The sequence below is a fragment of the Isoptericola sp. NPDC058082 genome (assembly GCF_042885055.1).
Taxonomy (GTDB): domain Bacteria; phylum Actinomycetota; class Actinomycetes; order Actinomycetales; family Cellulomonadaceae; genus Isoptericola.
In genome coordinates this window covers 138,598-164,106 of the sequence record NZ_JBHVSQ010000007.1, presented here as the reverse complement: position 1 = coordinate 164,106, position 25,509 = coordinate 138,598, and the positions used below count along the sequence as shown (strand labels likewise).

General features: G+C 75.0%; 18 protein-coding genes. 10 read left to right on the top strand and 8 right to left on the bottom strand.

Annotated features, from left to right (window positions below; genetic code table 11):
- Nucleotides 1-142: 142 nt before the first annotated feature.
- The gene (gene ptsP, locus ACFVS0_RS11980; RefSeq protein ID WP_430551651.1) at nt 143-1,825 is read right to left on the bottom strand and encodes a phosphoenolpyruvate--protein phosphotransferase; all 1,683 of its coding nucleotides are present in this window, start codon (nt 1,823-1,825) and stop codon (nt 143-145) included.
- The gene (locus ACFVS0_RS11975; RefSeq protein ID WP_430588089.1) at nt 1,825-3,174 is read right to left on the bottom strand and encodes a PTS transporter subunit EIIC; all 1,350 of its coding nucleotides are present in this window, start codon (nt 3,172-3,174) and stop codon (nt 1,825-1,827) included. Before ACFVS0_RS11975 ends, ptsP begins: the two co-directional genes overlap by 1 nt.
- A gap of 292 nt (nt 3,175-3,466) precedes the next feature.
- On the opposite strand from ACFVS0_RS11975, the gene ACFVS0_RS11970 reads away from it, so the two are divergent.
- The 4 genes from ACFVS0_RS11970 to ACFVS0_RS11955 are packed head-to-tail and all read left to right on the top strand — an operon-like array spanning nt 3,467 to nt 5,293.
- Nucleotides 3,467-4,294 (top strand): GntR family transcriptional regulator, encoded by an 828-nt coding sequence (locus ACFVS0_RS11970; protein WP_430588088.1) that lies wholly within the window; start codon nt 3,467-3,469, stop codon nt 4,292-4,294.
- Nucleotides 4,291-4,542: a PTS transporter subunit EIIB gene (locus ACFVS0_RS11965; RefSeq protein ID WP_429765703.1), complete on the top strand. Its 252-nt coding sequence runs from the start codon at nt 4,291-4,293 to the stop codon at nt 4,540-4,542. The genes ACFVS0_RS11970 and ACFVS0_RS11965 overlap by 4 nt, the downstream gene beginning before the upstream one ends.
- 59 nt (nt 4,543-4,601) lie before the next feature.
- Nucleotides 4,602-4,832: a PTS transporter subunit EIIB gene (locus ACFVS0_RS11960; protein ID WP_429735428.1), complete on the top strand. Its 231-nt coding sequence runs from the start codon at nt 4,602-4,604 to the stop codon at nt 4,830-4,832.
- A complete protein-coding gene (locus ACFVS0_RS11955) occupies nt 4,832-5,293 on the top strand; it encodes a PTS glucose transporter subunit IIA (protein WP_430551648.1) in 462 nt (153 codons plus the stop codon). The genes ACFVS0_RS11960 and ACFVS0_RS11955 overlap by 1 nt, the downstream gene beginning before the upstream one ends.
- A gap of 100 nt (nt 5,294-5,393) precedes the next feature.
- On the opposite strand, the gene ACFVS0_RS11950 is transcribed toward ACFVS0_RS11955, so the two are convergent.
- On the bottom strand, nt 5,394-6,419 hold the full coding sequence (locus ACFVS0_RS11950; protein ID WP_430584722.1) for a hypothetical protein: 1,026 nt from the start codon (nt 6,417-6,419) through the stop codon (nt 5,394-5,396).
- 71 nt (nt 6,420-6,490) lie between these two features.
- On the opposite strand from ACFVS0_RS11950, the gene ACFVS0_RS11945 reads away from it, so the two are divergent.
- A complete protein-coding gene (locus ACFVS0_RS11945; RefSeq protein ID WP_430551646.1) occupies nt 6,491-6,691 on the top strand; it encodes a hypothetical protein in 201 nt (66 codons plus the stop codon).
- A gap of 139 nt (nt 6,692-6,830) precedes the next feature.
- The gene (locus tag ACFVS0_RS11940) at nt 6,831-10,073 is read left to right on the top strand and encodes a VWA domain-containing protein (RefSeq protein ID WP_430588087.1); all 3,243 of its coding nucleotides are present in this window, start codon (nt 6,831-6,833) and stop codon (nt 10,071-10,073) included.
- 18 nt (nt 10,074-10,091) lie between these two features.
- Here ACFVS0_RS11940 and ACFVS0_RS11935 read toward each other — a convergent pair whose 3' ends face one another.
- Both ACFVS0_RS11935 and ACFVS0_RS11930 read right to left on the bottom strand, forming a co-directional pair.
- Nucleotides 10,092-12,410, bottom strand: a complete 2,319-nt coding sequence (locus ACFVS0_RS11935) for a YhgE/Pip family protein (RefSeq protein ID WP_430562765.1) — start codon at nt 12,408-12,410, stop codon at nt 10,092-10,094.
- Nucleotides 12,407-15,304 carry an efflux RND transporter permease subunit gene (locus ACFVS0_RS11930; RefSeq protein ID WP_430588086.1) on the bottom strand — a complete coding sequence of 966 codons (2,898 nt, stop codon included), beginning with the start codon at nt 15,302-15,304 and terminating at the stop codon, nt 12,407-12,409. The genes ACFVS0_RS11935 and ACFVS0_RS11930 overlap by 4 nt, the downstream gene beginning before the upstream one ends.
- 167 nt (nt 15,305-15,471) lie before the next feature.
- Here ACFVS0_RS11930 and ACFVS0_RS11925 point away from each other — a divergent pair, with 167 nt between their 5' ends.
- A complete protein-coding gene (locus ACFVS0_RS11925; RefSeq protein ID WP_430551642.1) occupies nt 15,472-16,119 on the top strand; it encodes a TetR/AcrR family transcriptional regulator in 648 nt (215 codons plus the stop codon).
- A gap of 18 nt (nt 16,120-16,137) precedes the next feature.
- Here ACFVS0_RS11925 and ACFVS0_RS11920 read toward each other — a convergent pair whose 3' ends face one another.
- Entirely contained in the window at nt 16,138-18,246 is a 2,109-nt protein-coding gene (locus ACFVS0_RS11920) for a S9 family peptidase (protein WP_430588085.1), read from the bottom strand.
- Between the two features lie 142 nt (nt 18,247-18,388).
- On the opposite strand from ACFVS0_RS11920, the gene ACFVS0_RS11915 reads away from it, so the two are divergent.
- Entirely contained in the window at nt 18,389-19,603 is a 1,215-nt protein-coding gene (locus ACFVS0_RS11915) for an FAD-dependent oxidoreductase (RefSeq protein ID WP_430588084.1), read from the top strand.
- A 3-nt stretch (nt 19,604-19,606) separates the two neighbouring features.
- Here the strand turns inward: ACFVS0_RS11915 and ACFVS0_RS11910 are convergent, their stop codons facing one another.
- Nucleotides 19,607-20,944: a PLP-dependent aminotransferase family protein gene (locus ACFVS0_RS11910; RefSeq protein WP_430588083.1), complete on the bottom strand. Its 1,338-nt coding sequence runs from the start codon at nt 20,942-20,944 to the stop codon at nt 19,607-19,609.
- Nucleotides 20,945-21,077: 133 nt separating this feature from the next.
- Between ACFVS0_RS11910 and ACFVS0_RS11905 the strand changes: the two genes are divergently transcribed.
- The gene (locus ACFVS0_RS11905; protein ID WP_430588082.1) at nt 21,078-21,779 is read left to right on the top strand and encodes a pyridoxamine 5'-phosphate oxidase family protein; all 702 of its coding nucleotides are present in this window, start codon (nt 21,078-21,080) and stop codon (nt 21,777-21,779) included.
- Nucleotides 21,780-21,825: 46 nt separating this feature from the next.
- On the opposite strand, the gene ACFVS0_RS11900 is transcribed toward ACFVS0_RS11905, so the two are convergent.
- Nucleotides 21,826-23,880, bottom strand: coding sequence for a cytochrome c oxidase assembly protein (locus ACFVS0_RS11900; protein WP_430588081.1), 2,055 nt, complete (start codon nt 23,878-23,880; stop codon nt 21,826-21,828).
- A gap of 205 nt (nt 23,881-24,085) precedes the next feature.
- Here ACFVS0_RS11900 and ACFVS0_RS11895 point away from each other — a divergent pair, with 205 nt between their 5' ends.
- Nucleotides 24,086-25,348, top strand: a complete 1,263-nt coding sequence (locus ACFVS0_RS11895) for an ABC transporter substrate-binding protein (RefSeq protein WP_430588080.1) — start codon at nt 24,086-24,088, stop codon at nt 25,346-25,348.
- Nucleotides 25,349-25,509 lie beyond the last annotated feature (161 nt).

Here is a 25,509-nt window from a genome sequence, read left to right as displayed (position 1 = left end):
ACCTCCGCTTGTTTCTTGCCCCTCGCCGTCGTCTTTTTGCGAAAGGACGGCCCGGCCCTTTTCGTTGGGGGGGGGGGGGGGGGGGGTGCCCCCTTTTGGGGGGGGGTGGCCCCCCCCCCCCCCCACCGCACCCGGGTCGGTGTCAGAGGCCGAGGGGATCCAGGACGTCGACCAGCTCGCGCCGCACGGCGGACCGGGCGGCGTCGGCGTCGGGTTGCTCCAGGGCCACGCGGGCGAGCTCGCGACACCGCACGAACGACACCTCGGCCAGCACCGCCGCGACGTCCGCGAGCGCCCGCGGCGTCATGGACAGCGACTTCACGCCGAGGCCCACGAGCACGGGCGCGAGGACGGCGTCGGCCGCCGCCTCACCGCACACGCCGACCGGCCGGCCGCGGGAGTGCGCGCCCTCGCAGGTGGCGCGCACCAGCTCGAGGACGGCGGGCTGCCACGACGTGGACAGTGCCGCGAGGTCGCCGAGCATGCGGTCGGCGGCCATCGCGTACTGCGTGAGGTCGTTGGTGCCGATGCTGCCGAACGTGGCGTGCTCGAACACCCACCGCGACCGCAGCGCGGCGGCGGGGACCTCGATCATCGCGCCGGCGCGCCGCAGCCCGTGCGCCTCGCACGCGGCGACGAACGACCGCGCCTCGTCCGTGGTGGCGACCATCGGCGCCATGACCCACACCTCCGCGGACTCGGCCTCGGCGGCCGCGGCGATCGCCTGGAGCTGCCGGTCCAGCACCTCGGGGTGGGCGACGGCGGTGCGCAGGCCGCGGACACCGAGCGCCGGGTTGGGCTCGTCGTCGGCGGTGACGAAGGGCAGCGGCTTGTCCGCCCCGGCGTCGAGGGTGCGGACGACGACCTTGCGGCCGGCGAACGCGGACAGGACGCCGCGGTAGGCGGCGACCTGCTCCTCGACGGTCGGCTCGACGTCCCGGCCGAGGAAGCAGAACTCGGTGCGGAACAGGCCCACGCCCTCGGCGTGCGCGGCGACGGCGGCCTGCGCGGCCTCCGGGTCGGCCACGTTGGCGAGCAGCTCCACCCGGTGCCCGTCAGCCGTGCGGCCGTGGCCGTCGAACTCGCGCTCGACGCGCACCGCGCTGCGCGCGGCCTCCACGTCGGCGTCCGACGGGTCCCGCAGCACGGTGCCGGCGCCGCCGTCGACGACGACGGTCTCGCCGTCGACGAGGTCCTCCGCGCCCCGGGCCGCGACGACCGCGGGGATGCCGAGCGCGCGCGCCAGGATCGCCGTGTGCGAGGTGGGGCCGCCGCCGCTGGTGACGATGGCGACGACCGCCTCCGGGTCGAGGGTCGCCGTGTCGGCGGGCGCCAGATCCTCGGCGACCAGCACGAACGGGTGGCCGGGCGAGGGCACGCCCGGCGGCCGCACCCCGGTGAGCTCGGCGACGATGCGGTCGCGCACGTCGCGCACGTCGCGGGCCCGCTCGCTCAGCGGCGGGCCGAGCGGCTCGAGCTGCGCGGCGAGTGCGTTCGCGGCGTCCCACACGGCCCGCTCGGGGGTCGCGCCCGACTCGCGCACGCGCCGCTCGGCGTCGGACGCGAGCGTGGGGTCGGCCGCCATCGCGGCGGTCACGGCGAGCACGTCCGCCGCCGTCCCCGTGGCCTGCGCCGCCTGCGCGGCGAGGCGGTCCCGGACGGCGGACGTCGCGGCGCCCAGGCGGGACACCGCGTCGTCGGCACCGGAGCCGTCGGACGTGTCGAGGGCCGCCGCGGGGGGCTCCGGGACGGGGGCCGGCATCGTCACGACGACGCCGGCCGCCCGCCCGGGGCTCACCGGGGCACCGGTGAGGGTGGTGCTCATCAGACGGAGCCCTTCTCCTTCGCGGCGCCCTCGCCACCGGGGGCGCCGCCGGCCGGCACCGCGGCGGCCTCCTTCTGGTCGGTCACCGCCTGGTCGCCGACGACCGCGGCCGTGGCCTCGGGGTCGTCCTCGCGCCCGGGGGTCCGCAGGTTCCACTTCGTGATGACCCACCGGAACAGGAAGTAGTAGAGGACCGCGTAGCCGAGCCCGATCGGGATCAGCAGCAGCGGCATCTCCGCGATGCGGAAGTTCAGCAGGTAGTCGATGACGCCCGCGGAGAATCCGAAGCCGTCGCGGATGCCGAGCGCGTTGACGAGAGCCATCGAGGTGCCGGTGAGGACCGCGTGGATCGCGTACAGCGGGTAGGCGACGTAGACGAACGCGAACTCGAGCGGCTCGGTGACGCCGGTGACGAACGCGACCAGGGCGGCGGAGCCCATGACACCGGCGATGACCTTGCGGTTCTTCGGCTTCGCCGTGTGGATGATGGCGAGCGCCGCGGCCGGCAGGGCGAACATCATGATCGGGAAGAAGCCGGTCATGAACGTGCCGGCGGTCGGGTCACCGTGCAGGAAGCGTGCGATGTCGCCGTTCCACAAGGCTCCGGACGCGTCGGTGTAGGAGCCGAACTGGAACCAGGGCAGCGAGTTGAGCAGGTGGTGCAGGCCGATCGGCAGCAGCAGGCGGTTGAGGGTGCCGTAGACGAAGGCGCCCAGCACGGTGGAGCCGGTGACGAAGCCGCCGATCTGGTCGTTGATCAGCCAGTTGAAGGCCGGGTAGATCAGCGCGCCGACGACGGCGATGAGCACCGACATCCCCGCGGTGACGATCGGGACGAAGCGGCGGCCGCCGAAGAACGCGAGGTACTGGGGCAGCTTGATCCGGTAGTACTTCTGGTAGAGCAGCGCCGCGGTGAGACCGATGACGATGCCGCCGAGCACGCCGTAGTCGATCATCAGCTGCTCGCCGTTGTCGTCCAGGCCGAGGACGTACGGGGACAGCACGTCGGTGACGCCCGTGAAGACGAGGTAGCCGATCAGCGCGGCCAGCGCGGTGGAGCCGTCCGACTTGCGGGCGTACCCGACCGCGACGCCGAGCGCGAAGATCAGCGCCAGGTTGGCGAACAGGGCGTTGCCCGCGGCGCCGAGGACGTCGGCCACCGGCTGCATCCACGAGAAGGTGCCGGCGACACCCGCGGGACCACCGAGCATGTCGGGCTGCCCGAGACGCAGCAGCAGGGCGGCGGCGGGCAGCGAGGCGATGGGCAGCATCAGCGAGCGGCCCACCCGCTGCAGCTGGGCAAAGCCGGGGATGCTCCGCTTCTGCTTGGTCTCTGCGACCGTGGTCATGGTTCTCCTCCGATGGATGGCCCGGGGGCGGGCGTGTCCTGCAGGCCCGTGCCTGCGTCGTCCGGCGGCAGTGTCGCGACGTCGGGGCGTCATTGCCGGTGCTCCACACGCTGCCACCGGCAGGTTGTCTGGACCACTTGCAGGAAGAGTGGTCTAGACCTCATGATGTGTCAACCCCGCGGTTCGGCGGGGAGGACACCGCACCGGGAGCGGGCCGCGACGCCCGATACTGGTCCCGATGTCGCACAGCACGCAGATCGATGCCGATCACAGGGCAGGACAGGACACGAGGATGGTCAGGGAAGGCGCTCGCCCCGGCGAGCACAAGTACCTCGCGGTGCGCGCGTACCTCGCCGACCTCGTCACGACCGAGCTCGCCGTCGGCGACGCGATCCCGTCCGAGCGCAGCCTCACCGAGAAGTTCGGCGTGTCGCGGATGACCGTGCGCCAGGCGATCGACGCGCTCGTCACCGAGGGCGTGCTGGAGCGCGCGCAGGGCCGCGGCACGTTCGTGGCCCCGCCGCGCGCCGACTTCGAGATGCGCCTGACGACGTTCGGCGAGGAGGCGCGGCGCCGTGGCCTCGTCCCCGGCGCCACGGTGCTGCGGCGCGAGCAGCTGCCCGCGCCCGCCGTCGTCGCCGAGGCGCTGGACCGCGAGGTCGGCACCCCGGTGCACCACGTGGTGCGGCTGCGCACCGCCGACGGCAACCCGATGAGCGTCGAGGAGTCGTGGATCCCCGTCGACCTCGCCCCCGACCTGCTCTCCGGCGGCGTGCCCGACAGCATCTACGCGGCGCTGCGCGAGCGCGGCCTCGACCCCACCTGGGGCGAGGAGGTCATCACCGCCGCGGACGCCACCCCCGAGGAGCTCGAGGCCCTGCAGATGCAGGGCTCCCGTGCCGTCATGCGCACCGCCCGGCGCACCTTCGGCGGCGACGCCGCCGTCATGTACTCGCGTGCCAGCTACCGCGGCGACCGGTACAGCGTCTTCGTGCCCCTGCGCGAGGCACGGCCCACGCTCGTCCCCCGCACGCGGTCCGCCGACCCCGGCACCGACGCCGGCCGTCCCGTCCAGCCTTCCGAACGCCCCGGACGCATCCCCGAAGGGAGCCCCCGATGAGCACGCCCGACCCCGACGCACAGCTCGCCGCCTCGATCCTCGCCGGCCTCGGCGGGGTGGAGAACATCGAGGAGATCGACCCGTGCACCACCCGGCTGCGGTCCCTCGTCAAGGACCCGGCCCTCGTCGACGCCGCGCTGCTGAAGCGCGCCGGCGCGTTCGGCGTGATGATCAACGGGCGCGTCGTGCAGGTCGTCGTCGGCCCGCGCGTCGACACGATCGCCTCCGACCTCGCCGAGCTCATGTGAGCGCGGCCCCGCACCCCACGCCCCCCGGAATCTCCACCCGGACCCCACCAAGGAGCATCATGAGCAAGGCACAGCAGATCCTCGACGCGCTCGGCGGCGACGACAACATCATCGACCTCGAGCCGTGCATCACCCGGCTGCGCGTCGAGGTCGAGGACCCCGCCAAGGTGATCGACGCCGACCTCACGAAGGCCGGCGCCATCGCGGTCGTGCGCTCCGGCGTCGCCATCCAGGTCATCGTCGGCCCCGAGGCCGACACGCTCGCCTCGGACATCGAGGACCTCCGCTGATGACGGCGCTGACCGTCCTCGCGCCCGTCACCGGCACCGTCGTCGACGTGTCCGAGGTGGACGACCCGGTGTTCTCCGCCGGCCTCGTCGGCCCCGGCCTCGCGATCGAGCCCGACGGCGTCCGCGGGGGCGAGGCGGTCGCGCCCATCACGGGCACGATCGTCAAGCTGCACCCGCACGCGTTCGTCGTGCAGCACGACGACGGCCGCGCCGTGCTCGTGCACCTCGGCATCGACACCGTCAAGCTCGGCGGCGAGGGCTTCACGACCCACGCGTCCGAGGGCGACGTCGTGCAGCGCGGCACCGTGCTGGTCACGTGGGACCCGGCGGCCGTGCGCGACGGCGGCAAGTCCGCCGTCTGCCCCGTCGTCGCGCTCGAGGCCACGCCCGACGCCGTCGACCACCTCGCGCAGGTCGGCACGATGGTCGAGCACGGCGAGGACCTGCTCACCTGGGGCTGACGCACCCGCCGAGGTAGTTCGCAGGCCCGCGAGGTAGTTCGCTACCTCGCGAGGGCTCGAACTACCTCGGCAGATCTCGAGCTACCTCGGCGGGTGTGGACTACCTCGGCACGAGGGTGACGCCCAGGGCCTCGAGGACGGCGTCGACCGGGTTGCAGTACGTCAGCCCGGTGCCGTCGGCGCCGCCCGTCTCGGAGCCGGCGAACAGCAGGCCGAGCGCGACGCCGTCCTCGCGGTAGACCAGCGACCCGGAGTCGCCGCCGCGCGAGAACGCGCCGCCGGTGCCCTCCACCTCGATCTGGTTGTCGAAGGACAGCGCGCCGAGCTCGTCGCCGTACCCGACGACGACGTCGTCCATCTCGATGGCCGTGACCCGGCCCTGCGTGTGCGCCGTGGTGCGCCCGATCTTTGCCACCGCCTCGCCGCCCACCGCGACGGCCGTGGTGGTCACCGTGCCCACCGGGTACGTCGGGTCGATCTCGACCCCGTCGTCCAGCACGGCGAGGGCCGCGTCCACCGTGGCCGGCTCGCCCGGCGTCAGCGGCACCACCTGCGCGAGGGTGCCGACCCGGTCCTGGGGCGCGCGGCCGCCGTCGGCCGGGCCGGGCTGCACGACGACGTCCCCCACCTGCGCGGACGGCGACCCCGCCAGCACGTGGAAGTTGGACAGGACGTACCGCGCGGCGTCGTCCGCCTTCACCACGAACGCACCGAGCGTCCCCGCGGTGACGTCCACGTGGGCGATCGAGACGCCCGGGCGCAACGGCCGTACCCGGTCGGTCTCCCCGAGGGCCCGGGCCGTGGCGACGGGCGGGCGGACCTGCGCCCCGAGGGTGCGGATGCGGCCGGTGCGGCGCACGTCGACGGCGTCGCCCGCCTCGGCGGCGAGCTTGCGCACGAACGACCGGGCGGTGGGGACCCCGAGGCGGTAGCGCACGGCGATGCCGAAGCCCCCGTCGCCCTGGGGCGCGAGGCCCAGCGAGAGGGTGGGCGCGCGCACCACGTCGGCGGGGGTGGCGTCGTCGCCGACCGCGTACGGGCTGGCGGGCACGCCGTGCCGTTCGGCCAGGTCACGGGCGAAGTCGCTGAGCTGTGCCTTGGTCTCGCGCGCCTGGGTGAGGTCCATGCGGCGAGTCTGGTGCAGACCGGTGACACACCTCGATGTCACAAACCGGCGAGTCGGACATCTCTCCCCGCGTGAGACCCGCACCAGCCCTGCTCGCGCCCGACTTCGACGACGTCCGGCGCGCCCTCACCTGGGCGCTCGACCACGACCTGCACGCCCTCCTCGAGCACCGCCAGGTCGCTCACCTGGGCCACGCCGCGCGACGACGCGCCGACGCCGTCCTCGTGCTCCGCTGGCAGCGCGCCGCCGCCCGCGCGAGCCACGGGCTCTGAGCGCGGCGCAGGCCGCGTCGCCGCTGCTCGGCGCGCGGTATCGCGGGGGCCGTGGCACGGTGAAGCGTCAGGCCCATCCCTCGCCGACGTGGGGCCTTTGCGGGTCCTGACCTTCTTCATCGCTCGGAGGAGAGGCCGCATGACGCACGACGTGACGACCGCACGGACCCGCCGGACCTCGCGGGTGGCCGCTGCGGTCGCGAGCCTGGGGATCGTCGGGCTGCTCGTCGCCGGGGCCACGGCCCCGCCGCTCGCGGGTGCCGAGGTGCCGCCGGTCACGACGACCACGTCGGTCATCACCGTCAAGACGGGCGCCGACCGGCAGTCGACGTCGGAGGTCTCCCTCCTCCCCGGCGTCGGGCTCCAGCTGCGCTACAGCAACCAGGCGGGTGCCGCGGGCGACCTCGTCACGGACGACTGGGGCTTCTGCACCTCCGACGCCGACGGGGACTGCAGCTTCGTCGTGCCGCAGACGGACACGGCCACCGGGAGCGGCGGCAACCGCGGGCGGTACTTCCTCGTCGAGCAGACGGGCGCGCCCGCCGGCTTCACGACCAACGCGGCGCTCGGCACCGGCACCACCGCGTCGATGACGTCCCTTCCGTACCGCTTCCTCACCCCGGCCATGCAGGCGGGCGTGACGTACTCCTCCACGGGCGCGCCGGGCACCACCCCTTTCATGGTGTCGACCGGCGCGGGCCCGACGGCCTCGGGCGGCGTCTGGCAGTCGTCCCGCTCGAACCCGCCGGCACCCGAGCAGTGCGGCATCGACGTCGCGCTGGTCACCGACGTGTCCGGCTCCGTGGCCGGTCAGATCACGTCCCTCAAGGCGGCGGCGACCCAGTTCGTCGGCGCGCTCACGGGCACGCCGTCGACGATGGGCCTGTACACGTTCGCGAACACCGCCCCCGCCAACACGAGCAACAACGCGAACGTGCCGCGCACCCCCGTCTCCAGCGCGACCAACGCCGCCGCGCTCACCGCCTCGATCAACGGGTACACGGCCGGCGGTGCCACCAACTGGGACGAGGGCCTGTACCAGGTGGTGCCGGAGGCCGCCCAGTACGACATGGTCATCGTCCTCACCGACGGGAACCCGACGCTGTGGGGCAACGGCCAGGGCAACGGGAGCAACACCCGGTTCCGCGAGACCGAGCGGGGGATCTTCTCGGCGAACGCCCTCAAGGCCGCCGGCACCCGGGTCGTGGCGTTCGGCGTCGGCGACGGGTTGACGGCCGAGGGCAGCCGGCAGAACCTGGTGGCCATCTCCGGCACCGTCGAGGGCTCCGACTACTTCCGCACCACCGACTACGCCCAGGCGGGGGCCGAGCTGCGGGCGATCGCGCTGGCCGGCTGCACCCCGTCGATCAGCGTGGTCAAGCAGGTCGTGCCGCCGGGCACGCCCGACGGCGACATCACCGGGGCCGAGCTCATGCCGGGCTGGACCTTCGACGCCGCCTTCGACGGGGACGCCGTCTCCGAGGGGGACGCCACCGCCGTCACCGACGCGACCGGCGGCGTGAACTTCCAGTTCGGCTTCCCGGGCGAGACCGGCTCGGGGTCGGTGACCATCACCGAGACGCTACAGGGCGGCTTCGTCCCGCACCCGACGGACGGCGACGACGACGGCACGCTCGACAACGCCGTCTGCCGGGACATCTCGCAGCCGGGCGAGCCGCAGGTCGTCCCGGTGGAGAGCAGCGACGACGGGACGGAGTTCACCGCCGACGTGGACCAGGGCTCCGTCCTCACCTGCACCGTGTACAACGAGTCGCCGGTGCCGCCCGCGTCGGTGGTGGTGGACAAGCAGTGGTCGATCAACGGCGCGGACCCGGTGGCCCACGGGTCGCAGCCGTCGGAGCTGACCGCCGGCGCGCTGCTGAACGGCGCCTCCGTGCCGTGGGGCGGCGCCGGCACCACCGGGTTCGCCGAGGGCGACGAGGTGACCGTCGACGAGACCCTCGGGGAGACGGGCGCCGGCATGCCGCGCTTCTGCACGCTGACCGACAGCTCGGTCACCGGCCCGGGCGGCGCGGAGGGGGAGCTCGGCGGGTCGTTCACGCTCGACGAGGGCGTCAACACGTTCCTGGTGACCAACGAGGTGGAGTGCACGACGCAGCTCTCCCTGGTCAAGGAGGTGCGCGGCGGCGGCCCGGCCGCACCGGAGCAGTGGACGCTCACGGCCCTGGACCCCGACGGCGCCGAAGCGCTCAACGGCACCACGGGCGTCGAGGGCGACGTGATCCCGCAGACCCTGTACACGCTGACGGAGTCGGGCGGCGACCCGCGGTACGCGCAGTTCGTCGACCCGACGGCCACCCCGAGGCCGGGCTCGTCCGGCAGCTGGGTGTGCCGGGAGATCGACGCCGACGGCAACCCCGTGCCCGGCTTCTCCGACGGCCTCAACGGCGGCGTGCAGGTGTTCTTCGGCACGCACGTGGAGTGCACGGCGTACAACGACACGGCCCCGCTGCGCCTGCGCAAGGCGGTGGACGACTCGTTCGGCGGCACGGCCGTGCCCGGCGACTGGGAGCTCACCGCGACGCCCCTCGGCGACGACCTCCCGGAGAGGCTCGGACCCCAGACGGTCACGGGCTCCCTCACCGGTGACGAGGTCTTCCTGCGACCCGGGGTCGAGTACCTCATCACCGAGGACGGGCCGCTCGGCTACGAGCTGGTCGACCAGGTGTGCCGCATCAGCGACGGCGGCGACCGCGTCGGGGACCGGCTGTTCACGATCGAGCTCGTCTGGCCGGAGTCGGCGGACTGCCTGCTCACCAACCGGGCCGTGGGCGCGAGGCTGACGCTCGTCAAGGAGGTCGTCAACGACGACGGCGGCACGGCCGAGCCCGAGGACTGGACGCTGGCGGCCGACGGCCCGACGCCCGTCACGGGCGTGACGGGCGCGGACGAGGTCACCGGGGCCGAGGTGGCGCCCGGCGACTACGCGCTGTCCGAGGACGGGCCCGCGGGCTACACGTCGCTCGGGTGGACGTGCGCCGCCGAGGGCGACCCGCTCGCCGTCGAGGACGACACGGTGACCCTCACCGGAGGCACGGTCGTGACCTGCACGGTGGCGAACGACGACGACGCGGGACCGACCCCCTCGCCGAGCCCGACGCCCTCGGTGACCCCGACACCGACGGCCAGCCCGTCGCCGTCGCCCAGCCCGTCGGCGACGCCGACCACCGCGCCCACGACGCCCCCGTCGGCGGGCCCGGGCGCCCCGGGGAGCGACGGCGGAGACGCCGGTCCGGGCACGTCAGGTGGACCGTGGGGCTCGCTGCCGGTCACCGGGTTCGGCGGCGGCCTGCTGCTGCTCGCCGTCCTGCTCCTCGTGGCGGGGACGGTGACGCTCGTGGTGCGGCGGTCGCGCTCCTGACGACCGCCGCCCGCGGGATCAGGCGCGCAGCAGGCGCCGTACCCCGAGCCGCCGGCCCCGCGCGGTGACGAGGGCCGCCAGCGCGAGACCGCCCAGCCCCCACAGCACGAGCAGGGTCACGCCCATCCCGAGACCGCCGGCCGCGGGCACCACGACCGCCGTCAGGGCGTCGCGCGCGGCACCGATCGGCAGCGCGTCGACCAGCCCCTGCAGGGCGGCGGGCACGGTCGCGACGACGCCCGTCGCGATGAGCAGGACGGCGATCAGCAGGCTGATGCCGCGGCCCAGGTTGCCGAGCCAGCCGAGGAAGCCCTGGTGCACGGCGACGAACGCCACCGACGCGACCGCCCCCACGAGGATCGACCCGACCCATCCCCCCGCGTCGAGCTTCTCGACCGCCGCGAGGATCACGCCGATCAGCGCGCCCGTCCCGGCCCCGACGGCCGCCGGCAGCCAGAACGCGGACAGGGCCAGCCGCACCGAGTCACGCGTCGAGCCCAGGGCCCGCGCCATGACCGGCGGGAACACCGTCATGAGGGCCAGCGCCCCCAGCCACAGCGCCACGACCGCGAACAGCGGGCCCGACGCCCCCGTGCTGATGCCGGACGCCGACGGCGCCGCCACGGGCTCCGCGACCACCGACGCGAGCGTCTGACGCTCGTCGTCCGTGTACGTCGGGATCTGGTTCTTCGCGTCGTCGAGCCCGGAGGCCAGGTCGTCCGCGCCCGACGCGAGCTGCCCGACGCCGCCCGCCAGGTCACCGGCGCCCGAGGCGATGCCCTCGGTGCCGGTCGCGAGCTGGTTCGCGCCGCCCCCGAGCTCGTCCACGCCGGAGGCCAGCCCCTGCGTGCCGGTGGCGAGCTCCCCGGCGCCGCCCGCGAGGGTGGAGGCGCCGGTGCTCAGCGAGCCGAGCCCGTTCGCGAGGCCCCGGGCACCTGCCGCGAGGTCACCGGCGCCGGACGCCGTCTCCTCCATGCCGCCGGCCAGGCCGTCGGCACCCTCGGACAGGTCGTCGACGCCGCCGGCGAGCTCGCCGAGGCCGGTCGCCATCGCCTGGTTGCCGTCCGCGACCTGCCGGGCGCCGTCCTGCAGCTGCCCGAGCTGGTCCGTCTGCGCGGCGAGGCCCGCCTGGGCCTCCTCGATCTGCGCGCAGGCGTCGGCGCTCTGGCCGGCCAGAGCCTTGCCGAGCTCCTCGAGCTGCTGCGGAGTCAGGAGGTCCGCGACCTCCGGCGGGAGCAGCTCCCCCGGCGTGCCGTCGCAGCCCAGCCGGTCGGCCAGGTCCGCCAGCGCGTCGTCGGCCGTGCCGGCCGCGCCGGTGAGGCTGTCGACCAGCCCGTCGACGCCGACCGCGACGCCCGCCGACCCGTCGGCCAGCTGCTGCGCCTGCTCCGGCAACGCGGAGACCCCGGGTGTCTCGGGGGTGCCGTCGTACAGCAGCGCGAGGCCGTCGGAGAGGTCCCTCGCGCCGGCGGCCAGCCCCTTCGTCCCCGCGGCGAGGTCCTCGACCCCGCTCGCGATGCCGTCCGCGCCCGACGCGCTCTGCGAGACGCCGCCGGCGAGCTGGTCCGCGCCCCCGGCCAGGTCGTCCGCGCCGGAGGCGAGCTGGTCCGCGCCGGTGCCGAGCTCGCCCACGCCCGAGGCGAGGTCGCCCGCGCCGTCGGCGACCTGGCCCGCGCCGTCCGCGAGCTGGTCGGCGCCGTCCTGCGTCTGGCCCGCGCCGTCGGCGAGCTGCACGGCGCCGTCCTGCGCCTGCCCGATGCCGTCGGACAGCTCGTTGAAACCGACCAGCACGTTGTCGACGTAGGTCTCGGTGAGCGTGCTCGACATGACGGACGTGGCGGTGGCGGCGACCACGCGGGCGAGCGCGTCGTCGGCCACGCGGCCGCCGGGCGGGGTGCTGACGTCGATGGTGGCCTGCCGGGCCTCGGACGGGTCGTCGTTCCCGTACGAGGTGGCGGCCGCGGAGAAGTCCTCCGGGATGGTCACGACGGCGGCGTAGGTGCCGTTCGCGAGCCCGTCGGCGGCCGACTCCTCGTCGGTGATCGTCCAGTCGAAGTTCGTGGCGTCCTCGGCCGGCTGGGCGGCCTTGGCCCCGTCGGCGGTCTCGCCGCCGCTGACCAGCCCGGACGCGAGCTGGCGGCCCAGCGGCACGGTCTGCCCCTGGACCTCGACCGGCTCGTCGAGGTTGACGATGGCGGCCGGCACCTGGTCCAGCCGGTCCTGCGGGTTCCACAGCGCCGCGAGCAGCAGCCCGAGCACCATGATCGGCAGCAGCGCGACGGCGGCGATGCGCCAGGGGTCGCGGCGCGTCCGGGTGTCGATGGTCGGGGCGGTCATGCCCGCACCTCCTGCACGTGGGTGTCACCCTCGATGGGGTCGTCGATCTCGTCGGTGGCCGCGGGGTCGGGTTCCGCGGGCGCGGGGTGGTTCTCGTCGGCGGGCGCGGGCGGGGGCGGGGGCACGTCCGCGCCGGTGAGCACGCTCGGCGCGCCCCAGCCGGCGCCGACGTCGAGCACGGCGACCTCGCTGCCGGTGCCGTCGTCGAGCAGGTCGGTCGCCGCGACGCCGCTGGCGCCCAGCAGCACCGCCGTCCCGCCGCGCTGCGCCCGGGCGAGCGCGGCGGCGAGCGCCTCGCGGGCTGGGCGGTCGGCGACGGCGTCGGTGCGGTCCACGACCACGACCCGCGCGCCGTCGCGCACCGCGGCGTCGACCGTCGCGGCGGGGCGACCGTGCTCGGCGAGGGCGTCGACGACGGCGACGCGGCCGCGCACCGTCATCGCGCGCTCCGGCAGCACCAGACCGGTCACCTTGACCGCCCCGGCGTCGGGCGACATGCGCCCGGCGAGGGCGAGCAGCAGCGCCGACACGGGGGCCGCGGCGTCGCCGTGCACGCACAGCGCGCCGCCGTCGGGCACCCGCACGCTCACCGGCCCCACGACGGGCGCGTCGCTCCCCTCCGGCCCGGCGACCTCGAGGTCGCGCGCGGCGACGGCGTCCGTGGCGTCGGGCTCCGGCCACGACGCGAGCCGCAGCTCCTTGGTGAGGCCCTCGCCCTCGACGTCGAACGTGGGCAGGACGCGGTCGAGCCAGCGCGGCATGTGCCAGGCCCGGTCGCCCAGGAGATGGAGCACGGCGGGCACGAGCGTCATGCGCACGACGAACGCGTCCACGAGCACGCCGACCGCGAGGCCGAGCGCGATGGGTTTGAGCGTCATGTCGCCCTCGGGCACGAACGCGACGAAGACGGCGAACATGATCACCGCCGCGGCCGTGACCACCTTGGCCGAGCCGAGGAAGCCCGAGCGCACCGCGCGGCGGGCGTCGCCGCCGTGCACGTAGTCCTCCCGGATGCGGGACACGAGGAAGACCTCGTAGTCCATCGCCAGGCCGAACAGCACGCCCATGAGGATGATCGGCATGAAGCTGATGACGGGGCCCAGCTTCGTGACGTTGAGCGCGTCCGCGAGGACGCCGTTCTCGAACACGAGCGTCACCACGCCGAAGGCCGCCCCGACGGACAGCAGGTAGCCCAGCGAGGCCTTGATCGGCACCCAGATCGAGCGGAACACCATCGTCAGCAGCACGAGCGACAGTCCCACGACGACCAGGCCGAACGGCAGCAGCGCGGCGCCGAGCTTGTCGGAGACGTCGATGCCGACCGCGGCGAAGCCGGTGACGGACAGGTCGACGCCGTACTTGTCGAGGTAGTGGTCGTGCTGGTCGCGGATCTCGTTGACCAGGTCCTTGGTCTCCTGCGACGTCGGCCCGCCCTCCGGGACCACCTGGACGATGCCGGTGTCGGCGGTCTCGTTGGGGGTGGAGAGCGGCACGTCGGCGACGCCGGGCAGGTCGCCGATCTCGTCGCCCAGCTCGTCCATGAGCTTCACGGGGTCGTTGCTGGTGACGATCGAGCCGGTCACGATCAGGGGGCCGTTGAAGCCCTCGCCGAACTCCTCGCCCACCAGGTCGTAGGTCACGCGGGCGCTGTTGTCCTCCGGCAGCGTGCCGGCGTCGGGCAGCGCGAGGCGGAGGTTCGTGGCCGGCCAGGCGAGGGCGGCGATGGCGCCCACGACGAGCACGATCGTGAGGACCGGGAAGCGGGTGGCGCCGCGCACCCAGCCGTCGAAGAACCGGTTGCGGTGGACGCCCGCGGCCGGCGCGGCGGCGCGCTTGGCCTTCCCCTTCGGCTTGCGGGCGGCGCGCGGGGCACGCGGCCGCAGCCGTTCGCCGGAGAAGGACAGCAGCGCGGGCAGCAGCGTGAGCGAGACGAGGACCGCGATGCCGACCGCCACGGCGGCGGCGATGCCCATCACGGTGAGGAAGGGGATGCCGGCGACGCCGAGGCCCACCAGGGCGATCATCACCGTGAGGCCGGCGAAGATGACGGCCGAGCCCGCCGTCGCGGTGGCGCGCGCGATCGACTCGTCCACCTCGAGCCCGGCGGCGAGCTGCTCGCGGTGCCGGGACACGATGAACAGCGCGTAGTCGATGCCCACCGCGAGGCCGAGCATGAGGCCGAGCATGGGCGTCGTCGAGTTGATCGGGCCGAACACGGTGGCGGTGAGCAGCAGGAGCATCGACACGCCCACGCCCATGAGCGCGTTCACCAGCGGCAGGCCGGCCGCGACGAACGAGCCGAGCGTGATGATGAGGACCACGAGCGCGACGACGACGCCGATCGCCTCGATGATGCTCAGGGCCGGGAACTCGACGCTGAACAGCTCGCCGCCGAGGCTGGTCTGCGACCCCGCCGGCAGGGCGGCGGCGAGGTCGTCGCTCGCGGTGTGCAGCGCGTCCTTGGTGTCCTCGGTGATGACGGACTGGTCGCCGTCGAGCTGGATCGTCAGCAGCGTGGCGGTGTCGTCGTCGTTGACCGACGCGGCCATCTGGTCGTCGTACGGGGAGGTGACGGCGGCGACCTGGTCGAGCTCGCCGAGGTCGTCGACGGTGTCGGTGATCGGTCCGCGCACCGCGTCGTCGTCGATCGTGGAACCGTCGGGGGCGACGACGATGATCTGCGCCGAGGAGCCGCTGACCTGCGGGAACGTGGCGGACAGGCTGTCGAGCGCGTCCTGCGACTCGGTGCCCGGGATGGTCACGGAGTTGTCGAAGCCCTGGTAGAGCAGGCCGGCCGCTCCGCCGACGACGGCGAGCACCAGCACCCAGCCGATGACGACGAGCCGCCGGGCACGGGCGGCCCAGCGGCCGAGGGAGTACAGGACGGAGGACACAGGCTCTCCCGGGACGACGGAGCAGGGATTCGATACGGCACTGTATCCGATGCACGAACGTATCCGATACGTCGCTGTATTGGCTAGAGTGGGCCCGGCCGGGCGCGGCGCCCGCACCGTGCCGGTACCGGCAGCATCCCGAGGAGGACCCCCTGACCACCGAGAGCGTGACTCCCGACGAGGCTACGGTCGGCCCCGGTCGCTCGCCCCGGCGCGAGCGCACCCGCGAGCGCCTGCTCGACGCCGCGTTCCAGGTGTTCGCGCAGGTGGGCGTCCAGGCCGCGTCGATCGAGGCGGTGTGCGAGGCGGCCGGTTTCACCCGCGGCGCCTTCTACTCGAACTTCGCGAGCAAGGAGGAGCTGTTCCTCGCGCTCACGGAGCGCGAGGCGCGCGGCCACCTGGGCGCCCTCGAGCGCGCGGTGACCACCGTCGACCCGGCGGCCCTGCAGACGCCCGAGGGGTTCCGCGCCACCGTGCGGGAGGTCATCGCGTCCGTGCTGCCCGACCCCGCCGCCAAGACGTCGTGGTGCGTGATGGAGCTCGAGTTCGAGCTGCTCGCCCTGCGTGACCCCCAGATCGCGCAGCGCTACGTGGACCAGCAGCAGGTGCTCCGCGGGGAGATGATCGCCGCGCTGAACCGCGTCATGGCCGCCCTCGGCCTGCGCTTCGCCGTCGACGACCACGTGGCCATCGACCTGCTGCTGGGCGCCCACGAGGCCGGCCAGCGGGCGTCGATGCTGCCCGCCGTCACCGCCCGCAAGGACGCGAGCGCCATGCTCGAGGTCCTCGTGGACCTCATCGTCACCCCCGCCTGACCGCCCGCCGCCGGCCGGCTACAGGAAGGCGGGCAGCTCCGGCCCCTCGTCCAGCACGTGCTCGCCCAGGAACGCCAGCACCACCTGGTACCAGACCTTCGCGTGCTGCGGCGCGAGCACCCAGTGGTTCTCGTCCGGGAAGTACAGGAACCGGTGCACGGTGGTCCCGTCGTCGGCGGCGGGCAGCGCCGAGTCGGTGAGCAGCTCGCGCCACAGCCGCAGCCCCTCGCCGATCGGCACGCGGTAGTCCTTGTCGCCGTGCACGACGAGCATCGGGGTCCGGATGTCCGCGACGGACCGGTGCGGGCTGTTCGCCTCCGCCATCTCCGGCGTCATCTCACGCAGCCAGTAGTAGGCGTGGTCGGTGGTGGGGCCGAACTGGTCCAGCGCCCACAGGCTGGCGTGGGTGACGATCGCGCGGAAGCGGTCGGTGTGCCCGGCCACCCAGTTCGCCATGTACCCGCCGAACGACCCGCCCATCGCGGCGGTGCGGCTCTCGTCCACCTCCGGCAGGGCCTCGACGGCGTCGGTGATCGCCATGAGGTCGGTGAACGGCGCCCCGCCCCAGGCGCCCCAGCCACGCTGCACGAAGTCCTGCCCGTACCCGGTGGACAGCGCCGGGTCGGGCAGCAGGACGGCGTACCCGCGGGCCACCATCAGCCACGGGTTCCAGCGCCAGCTCCAGGCGCTCCACGTGCTCAACGGGCCGCCGTGGATCCACAGCAGCAGCGGCGCGGGCGCGTCCGCGGCAGCGCCCTCGGGCAGCGCGAGCCAGGCGCGCACCCGCGCACCGTCCGCCGTCGTCGTCTCGACCTCGGTGAGCGTGCCCGGCAGCGCGGGGGCGGGCACGGGCCCGCGCAGCGCGTCGGCGGCGACGGGGGTGCGCCCGCCGGCGGCGCCGGTCGCGAGGAAGGCAGCGAGATCGACCCGCACCGGCTCCGCCGGTGCCGCATAGCTGCTGCGCAGCGCGTACAGCGCCGAGCCGTCGGGAGCGACGCGGACGTCGCTGAACGACGCGTCGTCGCTCGTCACGCGCTCCACCGTGACCGGCTCCTGGCCGCCCGGGCCGCCCGCGCCGAACGTCAGCAGGAACACGGGGCCGCGGCCGTCCTCGTCGGCGGTCACGACCAGCCCCGAGCCGTCGGGCAGCCACGCGACGGACGTGGGCCAGCGGTCCCAGTCGTCGGCCAGGATCTCGGGTGCGGCGAGCTCGCCGTCCTGGTCGTCGAGCCGGACCAGGCCGAGCCGCACCTCGGGCGCCTGCTCCGGCGTCGTGATCGTCTCGGACCCGAACGCCACCCACCGCCCGTCCGGCGACACCGCCGGCGCGAAGGCGTCCGCGTCCGGGTCGTCCACCAGCGTCCGGCGCTCCCCCGACGCCGTGTCGACCGCGACCAGCGTGACCCGCCGCGCCGCGCCCGGGTCGGCCACGCCCCACGTCGTGACGAGCGTGGTGCCGTCGGCCGTCAGGTCGGCCTCGTGCTCGTCGAGCTGACGCCCCGGGCCGGTCAGCGGGCGCAGCTCGAGCCGGTCACCACCGCCGAGCGAGCCGGCGAACCGGCGTTCCTCGTCCGGGCCCAGGTCGTGGTCCCAGTGCCGCACCGGGTAGCCGGCGTGCAGGATCGCCGAGAGCTTGCGGTCCGTGCGGTCCTTGCGCAGCGCCGCGTCCTCGGCGAGGCCCGCCGCGCCCGGCAGCACCGGCGCGGAGACCGACACGACGTCGGCCGCGCGGGCCGAGAGGACCCCGCCGACCCCGCCCGGAGCCGTCGCGACGACCCGCGCCTCGCCGCCCGCGGGAAGCAACCACAGCGCCGCCTTCGGCTCGTCGTCGTCCTGCTCCGCGTCCGGGTCCGGCCGCGCCGACGTGAACAGCACGTCGCCCGACGCCGCGAACACCGCCGACGACTCGCCCTTGCGGCTGCGCGTCAGCCGCCTCGCCGGGGCGACGCCGGCGGGATCCACCTCCCAGACGGCGGTCGTCCAGCCGGTGCGCTTCGCGTCGAGCGTCTGGACGGTCGTGACGAGGCGTGTGCCGTCCGGGCTCAGCGCGAGCCCTCCCACCCGCGGGAGCTCCAGGTAGCGGTCGAGGTCGTCGAAGGGCGTGGGGGCGTCGTCGTCCTGGCTCACGCGCCCGGTCTACCACAGCCCGCGCCCCCCCGGGCGGTCGGGCGGCCGCCACGGGGAACACCGGATGAACGTTCGCTGAACTTGTTCGCGGGGGCGCCTCCTGCGGTTGAGCGGGCGATGCCCGATCGGGCACGGTCTGGTCGTGAGACCGTCGTCGCCCCGCGCCGCCCACCTGCCGCCGCTGCCCGCCACCGCCGACCTGGTCGTCGTCGGGGCGGGGATCGTCGGGCTCGCGCACGCCCTGGAGGCGCACGCCCGCGGGCACTCGGTGCTGGTGGTGGAGCGCGACCCGCGGCCCGACGGCGCGTCCGCCCGGCGCAGCGGCCACGTCGCCGTCACCACGCAGGACGCCGCGACGCTGTCGTGCGCGCTGGCGTCGCGCGAGCGCTGGCTGAAGCTCGGCCGGGAGGCCGGCTTCTGGGTCAAGGACACCGGCGCCGTCGTCGTGGCGCGCTCCGAGGACGAGCTCGCCGTGCTGGACGACCTCGTGGCCGCCCGCGACGGCGACGCGCTGCTCCTCGACGCCGCGCAGGCAGGCCGGCGTGCCGGGCTGACGAGCGCGGGCGACGTCGTCGGCGGCGCGTTCCTCCCGCTCGACCTGCGGGTCGAGCCGCGCGACGCCCTCCGGGCGCTCGCCGCCGCGCTCGGCTCCCGGCCGCGCGCCGACGTCGCGTGGTCGACGACGGCGCTCACCTTCGAGGCCGGCACGGGGCGCACGCTGGTGCGCACGTCGCGCGGCGAGGTCGTGGCGCGCCGGGTGCTGGTCGCCGTCGGACCCGACCTGGACCGGTTCTTCCCCGACGAGGCGGCGCGCGCCGGGCTGCGGCCCGACGTGCGGCAGGTGCTCCGGGTGGCGACGCCGGGCCGCCGGCACGACGCCGGCGGCCCCGCGGTGCTGGGCGGCACGACCCTCCTGCGCGACGCCGCCACCGCGCACTCCCCCGCGCTGGCGGACGTGCGCGAGCGGCTGCGCACGAGCGCCCCGGAGCTGCTCGATGCCGGCGTCCACCTCGCGTTCACCCCGCACGGCGACACGCTGCTCCTCGGCGAGGCCCGTCGCACGGACGCCGACCGCCGCGACGGCGCGGGCCTCGACCGCGACCCCGAGCGGTCGGAGACCGCCGACTCGCTGCTGCTGCGCGAGGCCGAGGCCCTGCTCGGGCGGCCCGTCGAGGTGCGGCGGCGCTGGTCGGTGCCCGACCTCGCGGTGCCCCGCCCGCGCCGCGGGCCGTTCGCCGGCACGCCGTTCGTCGTCACCGACCCCGCACCGGGCGTCACCACCGTGACCGTCGCGGACGGGCTGGGCACGACGACGGCGCTCGGCCTCGCGGCGAAGGTCGTCGACGGCCTGCTGTAGTCCTCAGCCGCCCAGCCCCGCGCGGATCGCGGCGAGCGCGCGGTCGAGCTCGGCGTCGTCCACCCCGCCGAACCCGACGACGACGCCGGTGACCTCGGCGGTGCGGCACAGGTCGGACAGCAGGGGCAGGTCGAAGCCCGCCCGCCGCGCGGCGTCGCGGGCCGACAGCGCGGCGTCCCGCGGCAGCAGCCACGTCGAGTACATGCCGGCGGACGTCGCGGCCGGCGCGGCGCGCGGCGCCAGCACCGCGGCGACGCGGGCCGCCCGCTCGGCGTACACGCGGCGCGCGGTGCGCAGGACGGCGTCGAGCCAGCCGTCGCGCAGCAGCGTCAGCAGGGCCCGCTGCGTGGGCCACGCCGCGACGTCGTGCACGACGTCGCGCTGCCGCACCACGTCGTCGAGCATCGCCGGGGGCGGCACCAGCCACCCGATCCGCAGCCCGGGCGGCGCGGACTTCGACGCCGTGCCGAGGTAGGCGACCCGGTCCCGGCCGAGCGCCGCGAGCGCCGGCACCGGGGCCACGTCGTACCGCAGCTCGGAGTCGTAGTCGTCCTCGACCACCACGGCTCCCGTGGCCCGCGACGCGGCGAGCAGCGCGCGGCGGTCGTCGGCGGGCATCACCCGTCCCAACGGGTGCTGGTGCGCCGGCGTCACGTACACGGCGGCCAGCCCGCGCAGGGCGCCCTCGTCGTGGCGGGCCTCGGCGGGCAGGTCGACGACGGTGCGGCCCACGGCGTGCGCCGTCGCGACGGCGGCCCGGTAGCCCGGGTCCTCGATGCCCACGGGCCCCGCGGGCAGCACGCCGAGCAGGTCCCGGAACCCGGCCGTGGTCCCGGCGGTGACCACCACCTCGTCGGCGTCCACGACGAGGCCCCGGGTCCGGCCGAGGCGTTCCGCGAGCGCCGCCCGGAGGTCGGGCAGACCGCACGGGTCGTCGTACCCCCGCGGCGGCGCGGTCGCCGACACCTCCCGCCACGCCCGCCGCCACCCCGCGCGGTGGCGCGGGTCGATCCACGGCTCGCCCGTGCTCAGGCGCACGAGGCCGGTGGCCGGCCCGGCGGCCCGTCGCGGTCCGGTCGTGGGACGGGGCACGGCGTCGGCGGCGACGAAGGTGCCCGCGCCGCGGCGTGCGGTCAGCCACCCCTCGGCCATGAGCTGGTCGTACGCCTGCTCGGCCACCGAGCGGGCGACGCCGAGGTCCGCGGCGAGCGCACGGGTGCTGGGCAGCCGGTCGCCGCGCCGCAGGGTGCCGCGGGAGACCAGGTCGCGGACCTGGGCGGACAGCTGCGCGCCGAGCGGGTCGCGGCCGCCGCGGTCGAGGCGGACGGGCAGCGCGGACATCAGGACTCCTGACCGGGGCGGGCGACAGCGGCCCCCGAAAGTGGCCTAGCAATGCGGCCTGGCGAAAGTGGCCTGTCGAAACGTGCGAGGAATGGCTCGTGACGACGGGCCACCCAGGGTTCACGGTAGTGCCATGGACGCCCTCTCCCCCACCCCCAGGTCCACCGTCCGGCGCGGCCGGAACCGTGCCGTGGCCGACCGGGCCGCGCTGCACGCCCTGCTCGCCGACGGGCTCGTCGCCCACCTCGGCGTCGACGTCGGCGAGGGCGCGGACCGGCACCCGGTCGTGCTGCCCTGCGCCTACGCCGTCGACCTCGACGGCCCCGACGACGACGGCACCCTGTACGTGCACGGGTCGGTGGCGGCGCGCTGGCTGGCCGGGGCGACCGACGCGACCGTCTGCGTCACGGTCACCGAGCTCGACGGCCTCGTGCTGGCGCGGTCCGGCTTCCACCACTCGATGAACTACCGGTCGGCGGTGGTGATCGGCACCGCACGCCTCGTCACGGACGACGCCGAGCGCGCCCGCGCCCTGGACGCGATCGTCGACCACATGGCGCCGGGCCGGTCCGCGACGCTGCGCCCCGCGACCCGCAAGGAGCTCGCCGCGACGGCGGTGCTGGCCGTGCCCCTGCGCGAGGCGTCGATGAAGGCCCGTGCCGGCGCGCCCGTCGACGACCCGGCCGACGTCGCCGCCGGGGGGTGGGGCGGGCACGTGCCGGTGCGGCGCGTCGTGGGCGCCGCCGTCCCCGACGCCGACACCCGCGAGCCGGTCCCGGTGCACGTGGAGCTCTTGACGGACTCGCGCGAGGTGGTGCAGTCCTCCGCGAGGTAGTTCGCAAGCCCGCGAGGTAGCTCGCGCTACCTCGCGGGGTCGTGGACTACCTCGGCGGGGTCGTGTCGTCGCGGTCCGCCATCTTGGCGAGCATCTCGTTGTACGCGGTGAGCTCGGCGTCGCCGTCGCGGTCGGCCTTGCGGTCGCGGCGGCGCGCCTCGCGCTCGTCGGACGTCGTCCACTGCACGGCGACGGCGATGGCGAGCGCGAGCGTCGGCAGCTCGCCGATGCCCCACGCGACGCCGCCGCCGCGCTGCTGGTCCTCGATGGCGGGCAGGCCCCACGGCCGGCCCATGTTGCCGAACCAGTCGGCGACGAGCAGCGAGGTGCCGGAGGTGAGCACGACGCCGAAGAAGGCGTGGAACGCCATCGTCGCGAAGAGCAGCAGCAGCCGCTGCGGGTAGGGCGGGCGCTTCGGGCCCGGGTCGACGCCCACCAGCGCGTTGGCGAACAGGTAGCCGACGAGCGTGAAGTGCACGATCATCCACACGTGCCCGGCGTGGTTGCGCAGCGCGAACTCGAACGCGGGCGTGTAGTAGAACGCGATCATGCCGCCGGCGAAGAGCACCGCGGCCACCACGGGCCGGGCGATGAACTGGCCGAACCGGGAGTGCACCAGGCCGAGCACCCACTCGCGCGGCCCGCGGCTGCCGTCCTTGCGGGCCGGGATGGCGCGCAGCAGCAGCGTGACCGGGGCGGCCAGCACGAGGAACAGCGGCACCAGCATCGCGAGGATCATGTGCTGCACCATGTGGCCGCTGAAGATCACGTGCCCGTACACGGCCGGGCCGCCGCTGGTCACCCAGAACATCACGACCATGCCCAGGCACCACGACACGGTGCGCCCCACGGGCCACTTGTCCCCCCGGCGCGCGAGCCGCAGCACCCAGCGCAGGTACACGACCAGGCCCGCCACGCACGCGAACGCCAGCAGCGGGTCGAGGCTCCACTCGGTGAACCAGCGGGCCATGGTCGGCTCGGGCGGCAGCGCCTGGCCGGTGAGCTGGAAGGCGGGGGTGACGTCGACCGGCACCTCGTCCGGGACGGGCGGGGCGGTGGACCCGAGCGCCACGGCGACGCCGGAGACGGCACCGATGACGAGCAGCTCGACGGCGAGCAGCCGCCAGAAGAGACGGCGGACGGCGCCGGCGGACCCGGCCCGGCCGAGCCGGTCCACGACCCACATCCGGTGCGCGAACCCGAACCCGCCCAGCGCCACCATGAGCAGCGCCTTGACGAGCAGCAGCACGCCGTACGGGGTCAGCAGGTCGCCCCAGGACTCCATGCGGAGCCACGCGTTGAGGATGCCGGAGAGGCCCACCGCGGCGAAGCACCACCCCGCGACCGGGGAGAAGCGCGCGACGGCGGCCGCGGCGGTGCGACCCTCGTCGCGCCCCTCCTCCCGCGTGAGCACGGCCACGAGCAGCGCGCCCAGGCCGCCCACCCACACGGCGGCGCCGACCAGGTGCAGCAGCATCGCGCCGACGGCGAGCTCGTGGTTCGCGGCGCCGGACGCGTGGCCGGTCGTGGACTGCATGGCGAGGGCCGCGAGCGGCAGGACCGTCGTCCACAGCGCGCCGACGGGCCCGCGGACCGCCATCGCGAGCGCGGACGTGAGCGCGGCGACCACGATGATCGCGAGGTAGAGCCGGCCGAGGTCGAGGTCGGTGACGAACTGCGCGAGCCCCTGCCCGAACGCCGGCGAGGCCGGCGAGGTCCCGGAGATGTTCGCGTACCGCAGCACGAGCTGGAGGACGGCGGCCACGGCCCACACGGCGCTGGCGGCGCCGGCCGTCGTGAGCACCCGCGTCTGGGTGCGGCCTGGCGGCACCAGGCACGCCGCGACGAGGAGCGCGCCGACCGTCACGGAGACGCCCAGCTCCGTGAGCACGGTCGTCACGGGCAGGCCGTAGCGCACGATCGCGCCCGGGTCGGTGAAGCCGCTGAGGGCCTGGAACGCGCCCGAGTAGGCTCCGCCGCACAGCACGGCGAGGACGGCGGCGAGGACGGCGGCGGGCCCGGCGGCGACGAGCCACCAGGGCCGCGGCGGCACGCTCGGGGTACCGCCCGGCCGCTGCACGGCGGGGGCTGCGGAGGTCACCCGTCCAGCCTATGGGCGGCGGGCCGCGCCCCGGGACGCCCCCGGTGTGAGATCACCTGTCCCGGGCACCTTCTTCCCAATCCAACGATTATCGATTAGTGTCCCAGACGTCCCTCCACACCGGACGTCATCCACAGTCGTCAGCCCGAGCGCCCGGAGACGCGAAGCAGCGTCCCCGGCGGGCGGCAACCCGAGAGGATCAACGATGATCAAGCACCGCACCCTGGCGAGCGTGGGCACGCTCACGGTCGCCGCCCTCGCGCTCACCGGCTGCGCCGGCTCCGACGACGACGGCGGCTCCGGCGGCACCACCGAGGTGAGCATGCTCGTCAACGTCACGCCGAACCTCACCGAGGAGTACTGGAACGAGCTGGTCAAGCCGTTCGAGGACGCGAACCCCGACGTCGACGTCGTCATCCAGAACCCGGGCGCCGAGGGCGTGACCGCCGCGCTCCCCCGCCTCCTCACCGCGGGCGACGCACCCGACGTCGTGCAGTCGCTGCCCCCGACCACCGACCTCGCCCCCGAGCTGGTGGACCTGTCCCAGTACGACTGGGCGACGTCCGGCCCGCTCGCGGACCAGTACTCGATCGACGGCAAGTACTACATGGCCGGCATCGGCTTCCAGCTGCAGAGCCTGTGGTTCTATAACAAGACCGCGTTCGAGGAGGCCGGGATCGCCGAGGTCCCGACCACCGTCGACGAGCTCACCGCCGCGCTCGGCAAGCTCAAGGACGCGGGCTGGACCCCGATCCAGACCAGCGGCGACTGGGCGACCAGCCACTCGCTGCAGACGCTCGGCCTCCCGTCCGTCATCGGCCAGGACCCGGAGTGGTTCGCCCGGATGAGCGCGGGCGAGGCCACCTTCTCCGGCACGTACGGCGACGCCGTCGCCACCTACGCCGACTGGGTGGCGAAGGGCTACGTCCCCAAGGACGCGCTGGGCATCAAGTACCCCGACGCCGAGCAGGCCTTCCTCTCCGGCAAGAGCGCGATCTACCCGATGGGCAGCTGGTTCGCCGGCACCGAGGCGAAGGCGGAGGAGAAGGCCGAGATCGGCGTCTTCCGCGCCCCCGCCGTCGACGGCGTCGCCAGCCCGGCCATGGGCGCGAACATCGCCAGCCCGTACTCGATCCTCAAGGCGAGCGAGAGCCAGGACGCGGCGGCGAAGCTCGTCGAGTTCCTCGTCACCGACCAGGACGCCGTCGCCAGCCAGCTCGAGGTCGACGGCAACTTCCGCGACGGCTACGAGTACGAGATGGACGACCTGGGCAAGGAGCTGCTGCAGATCGTGGCGGACACGCCCGCCGAGGCGTACACGCCGACCGGCCAGGGCTACGGCGAGCGCACGCTGCCCACCGGCTACTCGGACGAGATCAACGCGCAGACGCAGGCCCTGATCGGCGGCACCGCCCCCGACAAGGTCGACACCGCGATGGACGGCTGGTTCGCCTCGACGATCGGCTGACGCCGACCGCACCCCACCCGCCCGGGGGGGGGGGGGGCGGCGGGGCCGGGGGGGGAAAAACCCTGGGAGGGACGGTGGGGGGGAAACCCCACCCAGAGGGGACAGGGTCGCCCAGTTGCCGACGACCCCCAGGGGGGGGGGGGGGGGGACGCTCTTCCCGC

What these genes read in the sequence shown, in the direction of transcription:
- ptsP (WP_430551651.1), bottom strand. Translation starts at nt 1,825, where the DNA reads ATGAGCACCACCCTCACCGGTGCCCCGGTGAGCCCCGGGCGGGCGGCC.
- ACFVS0_RS11975 (WP_430588089.1), bottom strand. Translation starts at nt 3,174, where the DNA reads ATGACCACGGTCGCAGAGACCAAGCAGAAGCGGAGCATCCCCGGCTTT.
- ACFVS0_RS11970 (WP_430588088.1), top strand. Translation starts at nt 3,467, where the DNA reads ATGGTCAGGGAAGGCGCTCGCCCCGGCGAGCACAAGTACCTCGCGGTG.
- ACFVS0_RS11965 (WP_429765703.1), top strand. Translation starts at nt 4,291, where the DNA reads ATGAGCACGCCCGACCCCGACGCACAGCTCGCCGCCTCGATCCTCGCC.
- ACFVS0_RS11960 (WP_429735428.1), top strand. Translation starts at nt 4,602, where the DNA reads ATGAGCAAGGCACAGCAGATCCTCGACGCGCTCGGCGGCGACGACAAC.
- ACFVS0_RS11955 (WP_430551648.1), top strand. Translation starts at nt 4,832, where the DNA reads ATGACGGCGCTGACCGTCCTCGCGCCCGTCACCGGCACCGTCGTCGAC.
- ACFVS0_RS11950 (WP_430584722.1), bottom strand. Translation starts at nt 6,419, where the DNA reads ATGGACCTCACCCAGGCGCGCGAGACCAAGGCACAGCTCAGCGACTTC.
- ACFVS0_RS11940 (WP_430588087.1), top strand. Translation starts at nt 6,831, where the DNA reads ATGACGCACGACGTGACGACCGCACGGACCCGCCGGACCTCGCGGGTG.
- ACFVS0_RS11935 (WP_430562765.1), bottom strand. Translation starts at nt 12,410, where the DNA reads ATGACCGCCCCGACCATCGACACCCGGACGCGCCGCGACCCCTGGCGC.
- ACFVS0_RS11910 (WP_430588083.1), bottom strand. Translation starts at nt 20,944, where the DNA reads ATGTCCGCGCTGCCCGTCCGCCTCGACCGCGGCGGCCGCGACCCGCTC.
- ACFVS0_RS11905 (WP_430588082.1), top strand. Translation starts at nt 21,078, where the DNA reads ATGGACGCCCTCTCCCCCACCCCCAGGTCCACCGTCCGGCGCGGCCGG.
- ACFVS0_RS11895 (WP_430588080.1), top strand. Translation starts at nt 24,086, where the DNA reads ATGATCAAGCACCGCACCCTGGCGAGCGTGGGCACGCTCACGGTCGCC.